At 59.0% G+C, this 12,964-nt stretch carries 7 protein-coding genes and 1 pseudogene; 1 reads left to right on the top strand and 7 read right to left on the bottom strand.

All coding sequences use genetic code 11. The features are described 5' to 3' along the window. Nucleotides 1-3,340, bottom strand: a pseudogene (locus LARV_RS20165) (hypothetical protein); the annotation flags it as partial. 43 nt (nt 3,341-3,383) lie between these two features. Beyond that, complete coding sequence (locus LARV_RS07120; RefSeq protein WP_152031741.1) at nt 3,384-3,746, bottom strand: hypothetical protein; 363 nt, start codon at nt 3,744-3,746, stop codon at nt 3,384-3,386. A 473-nt stretch (nt 3,747-4,219) separates the two neighbouring features. On the opposite strand from LARV_RS07120, the gene LARV_RS07115 reads away from it, so the two are divergent. After that, nucleotides 4,220-5,032, top strand: a complete 813-nt coding sequence (locus tag LARV_RS07115; protein ID WP_075072984.1) for an ABC transporter substrate-binding protein — start codon at nt 4,220-4,222, stop codon at nt 5,030-5,032. 198 nt (nt 5,033-5,230) lie between these two features. Here LARV_RS07115 and LARV_RS07110 read toward each other — a convergent pair whose 3' ends face one another. From LARV_RS07110 to LARV_RS07090, 5 genes are all read right to left on the bottom strand, one after another. Continuing rightward, the gene (locus LARV_RS07110; RefSeq protein WP_075072983.1) at nt 5,231-6,451 is read right to left on the bottom strand and encodes a TolB family protein; all 1,221 of its coding nucleotides are present in this window, start codon (nt 6,449-6,451) and stop codon (nt 5,231-5,233) included. Nucleotides 6,452-6,634: 183 nt separating this feature from the next. Beyond that, nucleotides 6,635-7,147, bottom strand: a complete 513-nt coding sequence (locus LARV_RS07105; RefSeq protein WP_075072982.1) for a hypothetical protein — start codon at nt 7,145-7,147, stop codon at nt 6,635-6,637. Further along, a complete protein-coding gene (locus tag LARV_RS07100) occupies nt 7,140-7,712 on the bottom strand; it encodes an RNA polymerase sigma factor (RefSeq protein ID WP_075072981.1) in 573 nt (190 codons plus the stop codon). The genes LARV_RS07105 and LARV_RS07100 overlap by 8 nt, the downstream gene beginning before the upstream one ends. Before the next feature lie 69 nt (nt 7,713-7,781). Continuing rightward, a complete protein-coding gene (locus LARV_RS07095) occupies nt 7,782-8,468 on the bottom strand; it encodes a Crp/Fnr family transcriptional regulator (protein ID WP_172797805.1) in 687 nt (228 codons plus the stop codon). An 84-nt stretch (nt 8,469-8,552) separates the two neighbouring features. Next, on the bottom strand, nt 8,553-12,857 hold the full coding sequence (locus LARV_RS07090; RefSeq protein WP_075072979.1) for an adenylate/guanylate cyclase domain-containing protein: 4,305 nt from the start codon (nt 12,855-12,857) through the stop codon (nt 8,553-8,555). Nucleotides 12,858-12,964: the final 107 nt, after the last annotated feature.

Raw genomic sequence — 12,964 nt, 5'->3', positions numbered from 1 at the left:
CAGTTGGGGTGAAGGTCGCGGTAGGAGTATTCGTCGCCGTAGCCGTCGGGGTCTTCGTTACAGTCGGGGTGAAGGTATGGGTCGGCGTGGGGGTTGCGGTCGGAACCGAGCAGATGAAGTCCGCCTGCGGCGAGCTGCTGCCCGGGTGACCGGGCCGCTGGTCGACTACCAGGATGGCCTTGAGGCCCGGATACGAGAACGTCATGGTCATGGATTCATGGTCACCCAACTGGAGCGTGCCGGATTGGACGACAGTCCCATCCACGGTCAGGCGCCAGGTCGTCGGGCCGGACATGGCCGAGCCGGTATTCGTGATCGTGAATTCCACTTCACCCGTGACTTTGCACTTACCGGTCACCGATACACTGGACTTGTCCCACGAAGGCGTGGGGGTCAGGGTTGGCGTGGAAGTCTTGGTGACGGTCGGCGTCATCGTCGCCGTCGGAGTGTTCGTTGCCGTGGCGGTCGGAGTGAACGTGGCAGTAGGCGTATTGGTCGCAGTGGCGGTCGGCGTAAAGGTTGCCGTTGGGGTGTGCGTGGCCGTGGCGGTCGGTGTGTGTGTAGCCGTGGCGGTCGGAGTAAACGTCGCCGTCGGCGTGTTTGTCGCAGTGGCGGTAGGCGTATAAGTCACCGTTGGGGTATTCGTCGCCGTGGCCGTCGGGGTCTTCGTTACGGTCGGAGTGAAGGTGTGGGTCGGCGTCGGGGTCGCGGTAGGAACCGAGCAGATGAAGTCCGCCTGGGGCGAGCTGCTGCCGGGGTGACCCGGCCGCTGGTCGACCACCAGGATGGCCTTGACGCCCGGGTAGGAGAAGGTCATGGTCGTGGATTCGTGATCGCCCAACTGGAGTGTGCCGGATTGGACGACGGTTCCGTCCACGGTCAGGCGCCAGTTGGTCGGGCCGGACATGGCTGAGCCGGTATTGGTGATCGTGAATTCAACCTCGCCCGTGACTTTGCACTTACCGGTCACCGAAACACTGGACTTGTCCCATGAAGGTGTGGGGGTCAGGGTCGGCGTGGAGGTCTTGGTGGCCGTCGGCGTCATCGTGGCCGTGGCGGTCGGGGTGGAAGTATTCGTCGCGGTCGGTGTAAAGGTGGCTGTGGGAGTAGAGGTCTTGGTCGCAGTCGCCGTGAAGGTCGCAGTCGGAGTATTGGTAGCGGTGGCCGTCGGGGTCTTGGTTACGGTCGGGGTGAAGGTGTGGGTCGGCGTCGGGGTCGCGGTCGGAACCGAGCAGATGAAGTCCGCCTGCGGGCTGCTGCTGCCGGGGTGACCCGGCCGCTGGTCGACCACCAGGATGGCCTTGACGCCCGGATACGAGAACGTCATGGTCGTGGATTCGTGATCACCCAACTGGAGCGTGCCGGATTGGACGACGGTTCCATCCACGGTCAGGCGCCAGTTGGTCGGGCCGGACATGGCCGAACCGGTGTTGGTGATCGTGAATTCGACTTCGCCCGTGGTCAAACACTTGCCGGTCACCGAAACACTGGACTTGTCCCATGAAGGCGTGGGGGTCAGGGTCGGTGTGGAGGTCTTGGTGGCGGTCGGGGTCAGCGTGGCCGTCGGAGTGGAAGTATTTGTCGCAGTCGGTGTAAAGGTGGCTGTGGGAGTAGAGGTCTTGGTCGCAGTCGCCGTGAAGGTTGCTGTTGGGGTATTGGTCGCCGTGACGGTCGGAGTGAACGTAGCCGTTGGCGTATTGGTGGCAGTGGCCGTCGGGGTCATCGTCGCGGTTGGGGTATGCGTCGCCGTGGCCGTCGGGGTCGCGGTCGGAACCGAGCAGATGAAGTCCGCCTGGGGCGAGCTGCTGCCGGGGTGACCCGGCCGCTGGTCGACCACCAGGATGGCCTTGACGCCCGGGTAGGAGAAGGTCATGGTCGTGGATTCGTGATCGCCCAACTGGAGTGTGCCGGATTGGACGACGGTTCCGTCCACGGTCAGGCGCCAGTTGGTCGGTCCGGACATGGCTGAGCCGGTATTCGTGATCGTGAATTCGACTTCGCCCGTGGTCAGGCATTTGCCGGTCACCGATACACTGGACTTGTCCCATGAAGGTGTGGGGGTCAGGGTCGGCGTGGAGGTCTTTGTGGCGGTCGGGGTCATCGTGGCCGTCGGGGTGTGCGTTGCCGTGGCCGTCGGCGTGTTGGTAGCAGTGGCCGTCTGTGTCATCGTGGCGGTCGGTGTGGAAGTATTCGTCGCAGTCGCCGTGAAGGTCGCGGTTGGAGTATTCGTCGCCGTGGCCGTCGGAGTCTTCGTTACGGTCGGGGTGAAGGTGTGGGTCGGCGTCGGGGTCGCGGTCGGAACCGAGCAGGTGAAGTCCGCCTGGGGCGAGCTGCTGCCCGGGTGACCCGGGCGCTGGTCGACCACCAGGATGGCCTTGACGCCCGGATAGGAGAAGGTCATGGTCGTGGATTCATGGTCGCCCAGCTTTAGTGTGCCGGACTGGACGACGGTTCCGTCCACGGTCAGGCGCCAGTTGGTCGGGCCGGACATGGCCGAGCCGGTATTCGTGATCGTGAATTCCACTTCGCCCGTGGTCAAACACTTCCCGGTGACCGATACACTGGACTTGTCCCACGAAGGCGTGGCAGTCAAGGTCGGGGTTGGGGTCGAGGTTTTGGTCGGGGTGACTGTCAATGTGGCTGTCGCGGTCGGAACGTCGGTCGCGGTGGCTGTGAACGTGGCCGTCGGAGTGGACACCTTGGTTGCCGTAGCCGTCGGAGTCTTGGACGGAACCGGCGTATTGGTCGGAGCCGAGCAGGTGTCATCCGCCCGCGCGCTGCCGGTGCCCGGGTGACCTGGCCGCTGGTCCACTTCCAGGATGACCTTGACGCCCGGATAGGAGAAGGTCAGCGTCTGGGAACCGTGGTCACCCAGTTGAATCGTACCGGATTGGACCACGCTTCCATTCACGATCAAACGCCAGTTGGTTGTGCCGGTCATAGCCGAGCCGGTGTTGCTGATTGTGAATTCGACCTCGCCCGTGGTCAGGCACTTGCCGGTGACGGATACGCTGGATCGATCCCATCCGGCGGGAGCGCTGGAAGACGGGGGTTTGGGGGTATTGGTGGTTTCGGTAAGCGTCGATTGAGGTGTCTCGCTCACGTTACCGGGGGCCTCGGAAGGGGTGACCGGGGTGGATTCTGGCGTCGAAGCGGCCGGCTGCGTCTCCTCGGGAGGCGTTTGCGTTTCAGCCTGCGTCGATTCAGGCGCCTGCGTATCTTCAACGCCGCCCGCGCCTGCCAGTTGTTGGCCGGATGCACCGCAAGCGCTGAGCATCAGCGCCAGGATCACAAACAGATAGATGCATCGAGAGATACTTGAAAACGTTTTTTTGCTCATAAGGCCCCTTGTAACCCTACCAAATTTCGAGGTTCGTTATCGACTAACGACGGCGATCGGTCCATACCAATATGGCGATCAGGATAATACTCAATGCGCCCAGAAATGAAACCCAGGGCATGAAGTCGCTGGCCGCGCCCGGGAGGTCAACCGCGGTGGGAATTCCCCACCCAACCAGGCCCACCAACAATAAAACCACGAGCGCGATCGATATTGCATACTGCGGCCGTCTCCAGGCGCCTGGCTGACGATTGCGCGCGACCTTCCATTCCATCTGCAGGCGATCTTTGATCCGCGCGGCCATGGCTGCATCCGGTCGTTCGGGCTTGACGGCCGCCTGGATGAGCAGGACCATTTTCCGTAAATTCTCCATTTCGATCGAATTTGTTTCCGTTTGCGTGGTCATTTCGCCTGATAATATCCTGTCGGTAATGTTGACCAATCGATCATCGAGTTCTAGGTCTTCTGATCTGGGGACCTGATGAAAATGCATGATCCCTCTCCATCTTCCTGATATTCGACCGGTTCGCAGATGGGTGCGCCCCCCAGTCGATCGGTCAAAAGTACTTGAGCGCAGACAGATAAATCGCGAAACCTTACCGGCAATAAAACAATGATTATCAGCCATAGTATTTATGGCTTGATATAGTAGTCGTTTAATGGATAGAAAAAGTGTCGAAAAGAGGTTTTTTGATTCAAACCGATTTTCGGTTTCGATAAATTATTTTCACCCGTTGACAAACCGGATACTTCGATTAGTATAATAGACGAATTGGTTCGATCATTTTCAGGGTGGGATAAGCTTACAAAGGATTCAACCGGATTTGTAAAGCTTTTCAACAAGTATTCGTTCAAGAACAAAGAGATCACATAACAGCCATGAAAACAACCGTGAAATATTTTCAACCGCTCCTTGTATTGGGGCTCATTTTTGTCCTGTTGACAGGATGCCAATCGCAAACGACTGCTTCACCGGCCGAGTCTGCGCTCCCCACCTCACAAAAAATGGCCACGGTTCCGGCCTCAAGCACAATTGCGCCAGAGTCCACATCGGGACAGGAATTGATCAGCGCCGATCTGTTGCTGGATCCGGCGTTGGCGCAGGACGCGGACTCACTCAAGATTTGCCAGGATCTGTACGAGGGATTGGTGCGGTTGGACGCCAACGGCAAACCCGCGGCGGGGCTGGCAGAATCCTGGGTCATTTCGGATGATCAACTGGATTATATTTTCACGCTGCGCACGGGGATGACCTTCAGCGACGGTACTCCGATCACGCCGGACGTCGTGGTCGCCAACTTCAATCGCTGGTTCGATCCGCAAAATGCCCTCCACAAGGGTGATTTCAGCGCCTGGAAGACCGTTTTCCTGGGATTTCTCGGTGAAAAAGACTCGAATGACCTTCCCATTTCACCGGTGGACGGGATTCAGAAAGTGGACCAGGATACCGTATTGGTTCACCTCAACCGCCCGATGCCCGAAATGCTCGCCAGCCTGGCGCAGCCGGCTTTTGCCATCCTCAATTCGGATGCGCTTGCCGGCGGCACATACGGCAGCAAGGAAAGCACCATCATCTCGAGCGGCCTGTACGTCGTCAAGGCCTGGACAGACGAAGGCCTGCAGTTGGGCCCCAATGCCAAATACTGGGGAGAGGCGCCGCAGGCTGAACTGAATTTTGGCTGGAATAAATAGTCAACGATCCGGATCGAATAGGATCGTCTGAAAAGGCCCGGTAAAATTGCCTAACTAAGTAGGGATCAGCCCACTCCCCCTCGTTGGGGGGGCGGTCGATCCCTACTTTTGTGTAAGGCAGCGGCGGATGCGCCCGATCGGATCGGGAGCGTGTTTGCCCGGCTTTTTGGACGGCTTATTGATTTTACAAAGTTTGGGTCATTTTGAGACTGGCTGCCAGGCGGGTTCGCTGGCATCCTGCCCGGGTGGGGATACTTCCAGAAGAATATCCCCGTGGGTGTTCATGATCTTGACGCGGTTGATACCATCGCTGGAGGTCTGGAATACAATGAACTGGCTGTCGGGCGACCAGCCCGGATTGATGTTATAGCCCGCTTCCTGCGCCAGAATGCGCTGTTCGCCGCCATCCGGATTGGCAATCATGATCCGTTCTTTCCCGACCTCGCCGGATACAAAGAGAATGTGATTCGCATCCGGGGACCAGATGGGGTAATCTTCACGCGAGATGCCCTGAGTGATTGGTAACGAGTCGCTGCCGTCGGCCCGCATCCGGTAGATCCTGGGCTTGCCATTTTTCCAGGAGGTATACAGGATCCACTGGCAATCCGGCGACCAGGCCGGGCTGGAATCCGGAGCGTCCTGGCCGGTCAGGTGGAGAATGTCTTCCCCATTCGGCCCCATCGAATAAATATCCGCGTTCCCGTCCCGGTTCGACACGAAGGCAATTCGTTGTCCATCCGATGACCATACGGGATGTGCATCTCCGGCCGGGTTGTCGCTCAGGCGCACCAGACTACTGCCATCGATCCCGACCTGGTAAATTTCGAAATTTCCATCTCGAAACGACTCGAAGATGATCGACTGCCCGTCCGGCGCCCAACTGGGCAGCCAGTCCTTGGCGGGCGCATCGGTCAAACGCAGCACCTGTCCGGAAGACAGATCCGCCAGGTAAATGTCCCAATTTTCGTCCACGTTCGCGGCAAAGGCAATTTGCCGCCCGTTTGGCGACCAGACCGGGTTGTTTTTCTCCGCGCCATCCCGGGTTAACGCTGTTACCGTACCGCTGCCGAGGTCGACCAGCATTAAATCGGTTTTTCCATCCACTTTCCCCATGTATGCGATGAGTCCGCTGAATGGTTCCGGCGGCGTCTCACTGGAGGTCGGCCCCGGCGGCGTGGGGGTCGAACCGTCGCCGACCGGCTCGGGGATCGATGTTTCCACTGCCGTGGTGATGCCGGGCGTAAGGGCAATTGAATCCGCGATCATCGTTTCCTGAGCGCCAGCCGCGCCGCTCAATGCGCTGGAATCCAAATTGCACCCCATCAAAATGCAGACCAGGGCGAACAAGAAGAACACCACAATGCCCGTTATGAAATTGCGGCTCTTTAATAATGCAGGCTTCGATTGATCTGGGTTCATATACCCTCAAGGATGAAATTTAAGCAATGAGTGAATAAAAGCAATTGGATTGAACCTGAAGATGCCAGGACAAGACGGGGGGAGCTATATTATATTGGTCGTGAAGTCGATCGGATAAAGGTTGGTTTTTTAACAAACAAAGCCCAAATTACAATTTTGTTAGAATGCGAAAACCGGCCCGGATCAATTTTGTTTCTTGCTCAGCAGCCAGATCAAAAGTCCGATGCAGAAAACGCCGACGATCCATTCCACCGGCAACAATCCGGTGCTCGTTCCCGACGAGCCGGTCAGGGGAACATCCTTCGGCAGAAACAGCAAAACCAGCAACATCAAAGCAGTCAGGCCAAATACGATCTGCCGGCCCCAGGTCTCGGTAATCTTTCTCAGGGTATTTCTGATCTGTCCGAAGGGTTCTGGCTGGTCTGGCGAGGACGAATTACGCACAGGCCCGGGTTTCGGGCCAAAACGCTTCCATTCTCTTTGGAGAACCGAAAATAGCCGGGCGGAAAACTGGACCTCCGGATGATCGGACAATCCGGACTGCTTCAACTGTACAACCGTCTCTTGCAATTGCTGGAGGTTCTCTTCCTCCGCCAGAGGTGGAAGAGCCTCACCCCTCTCTTGATTTAACAGCTGGTCGGTGAATTCGGCCAGCTTCTCATCTAGAAGATGATCGTCAGGACGATATTCAAGCATGAGTCTTTTCTAAGTCTTGTTGCAAGGTTGAGATTGCCCGCCGGAAAAGCGATTTCGTTGCATCGAGGGATTGGCCAAGCTGGTTGGCGATTTCCAAAAACGACAGTCCGTCGACGAACCGGAGAAGAATCACCTCGCGATAATGAGGTGACAGGCGGAGCAACGCCTGGCGAATCCAGATCACATCATCGATGTTGGCGGAATTGGTTCCGTCCAGGATCTGGGAAATCTGATTCACAGAATCGTCATCCCCGTTGTCTTCGCCCTTGATCCATTCAAAATCAGCGGGGTCGCTGCGGCGATAATAATCGGCAATCTTGCGCCCCAAAATGGTGTAAAGCCAGGTCCGGAATTTCGAATCGCATCGAAACTCTTTCAATGACCGGATGACCGCTATGAACGTTTCTTGAGTTACATCCTCTACATCCGCTTGCGGGACGGAATAGCGGACGCGCTGGTAAACCACATCCAGGTAACGTTCGTAGAGTATGTTAAATGCCGCAACCTCCCCTGCCTGGGCGCATCGGACAAGTTCTTCATCTGTTCTGGCATCGATGTCGGCCATGGTGTTAGCTGCAATCCTTAATATTGCCCATAAATTATACAATAAAAGAGTCCGAAAACCGGGAAGAGATTACTCTTTCTTATGCCGAATTTCATTTACCCGGGCCTTGAGGCTGCGATAATAATCGCTGTTCATGATCTGGCTGGCATCTTCCTTCCGTTTCGTTTCGTCGATCTCGATGCGCAGCATGGCCACTTCCTGTTTCAAAGTATCCTCGCGCTCTTTGACCTGTGCGGCCATTTTCGAAAATTCGGCCGCCAGGACCGCCAGGGAGGGATCCTTGAATCGACGGCCGGTGTCGATTTCGATGCCGGCCTGGTAATTTCCTTCCGTAATGCGCTGTACCCATTGGCGAACCTCTCCCAAAAAATCGGTGGTGTAGCGGATGCGCTCGCTGAGACCGGCCATGATGGCGTTTCTCAGTATTGAATTCTCATCCATCAGGCGTTCGAAATCACCCCGGGAAAGCGCCAGGATGGTCGAAGGCTCCTCCGCCCGGGCGCTGAGGGAGCGCGGCTGGTGGTCGATCAGGGCCATCTCCCCCAACATGCTGCCGTCGGTAAACAGACGGATGGGCTGCCCTCTGGCAGGAAATCCGTCCTCGGGAGCGTAAATGGCCAGCTTGCCGCCCGTGACCAGGATCAGCTCGTCGCCGGGATCGCCCTGATTGAAAAGCACTTCTCCCGCAGCCAGCGACCGGGGTTTCAAACCGCCTTCTACCTCCGCCAGCGCCTGCCCGGTAAGCTGGGAGAACATGGGGATTTTTCTCAACATTTCGCTGGTCATGAATGTCTTTTCCCTTCTCTTGAAATGGACGATCGGTCCCGGACCTGCAAAGGCTTACGCCGGTTTGAACAACAATCGAATGGCATACTGATCCGCGATTTCCTGAACCGGCCAGTTGGGCCACCGAACGGTTTTCTTTAAATTGATCGATTTGTAGGCCTTCCGGGTGGCAGCAAATCCCGCCGCCGCCATCTGTGAGGGTGCTTTTTCCAGGGCTGCCTGGGCGCGCGCCAGATCCGCCCGGGCTCCCTCGATATCGCCGGCCTGCCAGTGGATTTCGGCCTGCCGGTACCAGGCCAACCCCGCGCAGGTGAATTCTTCGTTCCGGGTAGCGATTTCGCAGGCCGTCTGGTACTGGCTCGAGGCCCGGTCCGGATTGCCCTGTTCCAGCGCGCGCTGGCCGAGGTAAATGCCCATCATCGCCGCGCCGGCCGGGCATTCCACGCCCAGGTAACCCTCCCGTGCCGCGTCCCAATCGCCGCTGAGATCGGCCAGCAGCGCCCGGACCCCTCGCTTCCAGGGGATGTCGGTCTCGCCCAGCTCGCCTTCGCATTTCTCGATCCACGGACGCGCATCCGCCCGCCCGGCCCGACCGGTCAACCAGGCCAGTGTCGACAGCAGATCGGGGCCAGGGATAAAACCAGGCTGTTCCAGCAGCCCGCGCAGCATGGCTTCCGCTTCCTCGGCCTTTCGCTGCGTCGGCAGGACCAGGCCGAACCGGAGGGCCAGCGCGGTTTGCTTTTCAGGCTCTGCGTCCGGATCGAGAGTCGATCGGGCCAGCTCATAGGCTGTGAGCGCGGCCAGGTAGGCGTCGTTTTCCAGGGCCAGATCGCCCAGCGCCAGATGGAAATGAAATTTCAGGTCGCGGGCTTCTCCGGTCAGCTTTTCGACCGGCAGTTTTTCAAGCGCGGCCAGACCGCGTTCGAAATCGTCCCCGGCGCGCTTGGCATCCTTGTGTTGCCTGGCCTGGTCTCCGGCCGACCCGAACTGGCGGGCGGCGTCCAGCCAACGTTCGGCGCGTTCGTAATGGCCGGCAATCGTCTCGCCAACCTGTATTGGGCTGACCGCATTGGCATCCAGCGCGGCCGCCAGTTGAGCCTGCAATTCGCTCCGGCGGGTTCGCGGCCGGCTGAGATAATCCCCCAGCCTGCCGTGCAGCTCGCGCCGTTTTTCATACGGCAGGCTGTTGTAAAGCACATCCCGGACCAGGCTCTGTTGGAAGCTGTAGCGAGCGTCCGCCCCGGCTTCCACCAGCGTAATCAGATGCGAGTAGGCCAGCGAGCGCAGGTGATTGCTGAGCGTTACCGAGTCCAGCGCGCCCGGCAGAAGGGCCTGCACTTCGCCGGTGTGAAATTCATTCCCGATCACCGCGGCCGTCATCGCGACCTCCTGCAATTCATCCGGAAGATTTTCCAGGTGGCTCAGGATCAGCTTTTGCAGCATATTCGAAGTCTGAAGCACACTGCGCAGTTCATCCGAACTGATCCGGTGGGCGCGTTGGTACCAGCGCGTGATTTCCTCTACAAAAAGCGGATTGCCCTGGCTCTGTTCGTGGATCACCTGGGCCAGATCCGCGATCAACAAATTGGAAACCAGCGTGTGGGTCTCCTCCGCGGTCAGCGGAGTGAGGTGGATGATCTGCGCGCGGGGGAAAGATGAAACCCTTTCCTCGCCCTTTCGCCTGGCCAGCATAATCATGAGCGGCAAATCCTGCAGCCTGGCGACGATCCAATACAGCAAATCCTGGCTGGCCGCGTCCATCCAATGCGCGTCCTCGAAGAAGATCAGGCCTGCCTCAGGCTGCGTCAGAGCATCCAACACCGCCCAGACCGCCCCGTAGACTCGCTCGCGTTCGCTTCCGGCCAATTGCGCCGTAATCGGCTGCCAGACCTGCCCGGTCTCTGAGGTCTTGCCGCTTTCCAACTGGTCCCAGAAGTCCAGGCGGCTGCCCTGGCGTTTTTTCATCCCCCCCCGGACCTGTCTGGCCAACGCCGCGGTCTCGTCCTGCGGCAGGTCGTCTCCGGATTGTCCAGCTTCAGCGGAGTTCGTCAAGGCCGGGGCCAGCGGCCTGAGGCCCATCAGCATCGCCAGGGGCTGGATCATCTGCTCGGGCAAACCGCATTCGGCGACCAGGCAGCGGAGCTTCTGGTGATGGACCGCGGATTGAAAATCCGTCGAGCCGATCCCGGCCAACTGGCGTAAAAGCAGACTCCAACAGTTGTAGGATGTGTTTTCGGCGTAAGAGCGGCACTGGTGAAGCAGCACCCGCAGATTGGATGCCCCGGCATGCTGGATCAAGGTATCCGCCAGATGACTCTTCCCGATTCCGGCCGGCCCTTCGAGGATCAAAAGGGTTCCCTGCCCGGCAGCGGCCTGGCGCAACAGGTTTTCAGCTTTGGCCAGTTCAGCTTTGCGCCCGATCAGCGCTCCGCGTTCGCGCGCGCGCTTCGAAAGCTGGTCATCGCGCGGCGCCTGAACCTGGGAGATGGCGATGGGCTTGCTCTTGCCCTTCACGCGAAGCGGCGCCAGGCCGGTCAGGTAAAAATAATCCTCCAGATGAGCCTGGTTCACCGCGTTCTGGCTGATCAGAATCTGGCCGGGCTCGCCCGCGCTCATCAAGCGCGCCGACAGGTTGACATCATCCCCCATGACGGTATATTCGCGCCGGGTGGGCGATCCGACCTGCCCGGCGAAGGTGTTGCCGGTGGTGATGCCCAGCCGGTGCTGGATCAACGGCCCAGTAAAACCGGGTGGAAGATGGTGGGTCAGCTTGCGCGCCCAGGTATCGTTGATCCCTTCGAGTTCGGCGTTCATCGCCAGAGCCGCGCTGGCCGCCCGTTGAGGGTCGTCCTCATGAGCCACCGGCGCGCCGAACAGGATCAATATCTTGGTGCCCTTGCTGTAGGGATCGATGCGGCTGATCATCCCGCCATACCGGGCGACCACATCGCTCATCGCATTGAAATACGCGTTCAACAGGCCGGTGACGCGCGATACGCCTTCCTCGCCCCACAGGCTGAGCAGCTCCTCGAAACCCCAGAAATTACCGAAGAGGACGGTGGTCGGGCGGTACTGGCTGGCAAACAGGTTGCGCTGCCCGTGGATGACCACGCGATCGACCACCTCCGGAGATAGGTACGGCAGGAAAGCCTTGATCTGGCGCAGGGTGACGTCCACCTGGGCCATGATCGCGTTCGGGCTGGCGTCCCATGAAATTGCGCCGCGCGCGCGGCGAACCTCGGCCTTGATTTCGAATTCGTCCAGGACCGAATCGGCGGGATGGTTGACCCGGTAATAACCGTTCTTGTGTTCGACCGCCGGATAGGCTGGATCGAGATAAGGGATGGTCTGCGAATTGACCACCATCTGCCCGGCCGCGGTGGTCAGACTCTCGGCAGTCATGGTTTGCGCCACCGCCGGCCCCAGGATCACGTACTCCATGCGCTGTGCAGAACCGACGCTGGCAGCCAGAAATTCCCCGCTGCCGATGCCGATTTTCATTTTCAGGGCCACTTTTCCGCCGGGCACTTCGAGATTGGAAAACTCCGCAATGGCGCTCAACATACGCTGGCCGGCGCGTACCGCCCAATTGACCTGTTCATTCTGGCCCTGCTGCGGGAAATAAACCAGCATGGCGTCGCCGGCGAACTTGAGCAGGATGCCGCCGGACTGGGCCAAGATATCCAGCATGCGGCCGAAATAGCGGTTCATCATCTGGGTCAGGATCTCGGCGCCTTCGAGCCCCATGCCCTGCAGGCGTTCCGAGAGAGCCGTAAATCCGCTCACATCCGAAAAAAGCAGGCTGCCGTGCAGGATCTGCCCGCTGACCAATCCCGGCACGGCCCGGCGCATCTTCTCCTGCACCAGGTGCTGAGGGAGAAAGGTGGACAGCAAATTGAGGGTCGAGCGCACCTGATCGAGGGTGTTGATCAGAATCCCGCGCGTCGGCGTCGGGCTGTTGAGCTTGCGCCACAGGTCGGGATAGATGTATTTTTCGAGGTCCGGGTCGATTACCAACCGGCTGGCGGTCTCTTTTTCCTCCGTTTCCATGTCCCTGACCACCGGACGAGCGGTTGGCAGTGGACCGGAGGGTGTTTTCAAATCATCCAGGATGGAAAGATCGGGAAGTCCGCGGCGAACGGGTTTCTGTGCGGGTTCTGGCGGCGCGGTCACGGCGTCCCCGGCGCGAGGTAGGTTCGCGAAGGTCGCCTGGCGGGTCAATGCGCCGAAATCGGCAGGCCGGTCCTGATCAACAGCCTCCCACAAGGAGGCCAGGTCTGGCGAACGCTTGAGGGGGCTGCGGCGGATCGGTTCTTCTCCACCATCGGGTGGGCGCTTTTCACCGGTTTCAGGATCCATGTTATTCCCCGGAATGATTATACAACTACTCGACCTACCGTAATCATCAGCGTGGGTTAGAAATAAGTTGGATTCAGGTTATTCCAATGAAAAAAATCGCCGCCATC

The organism is Longilinea arvoryzae (assembly GCF_001050235.1).
GTDB lineage: Bacteria > Chloroflexota > Anaerolineae > Anaerolineales > Anaerolineaceae > Longilinea > Longilinea arvoryzae.
This window is presented reverse-complemented; position numbering and strand designations above follow the sequence as displayed.

Coding starts and splice junctions, on each gene's coding strand:
- LARV_RS07120 (WP_152031741.1), bottom strand. CDS start 3,746: ATGACCACGCAAACGGAAACAAATTCGATCGAAATGGAGAATTTACGG.
- LARV_RS07115 (WP_075072984.1), top strand. CDS start 4,220: ATGAAAACAACCGTGAAATATTTTCAACCGCTCCTTGTATTGGGGCTC.
- LARV_RS07110 (WP_075072983.1), bottom strand. CDS start 6,451: ATGAACCCAGATCAATCGAAGCCTGCATTATTAAAGAGCCGCAATTTC.
- LARV_RS07105 (WP_075072982.1), bottom strand. CDS start 7,147: ATGCTTGAATATCGTCCTGACGATCATCTTCTAGATGAGAAGCTGGCC.
- LARV_RS07100 (WP_075072981.1), bottom strand. CDS start 7,712: ATGGCCGACATCGATGCCAGAACAGATGAAGAACTTGTCCGATGCGCC.
- LARV_RS07095 (WP_172797805.1), bottom strand. CDS start 8,468: ATGTTCTCCCAGCTTACCGGGCAGGCGCTGGCGGAGGTAGAAGGCGGT.
- LARV_RS07090 (WP_075072979.1), bottom strand. CDS start 12,857: ATGGATCCTGAAACCGGTGAAAAGCGCCCACCCGATGGTGGAGAAGAA.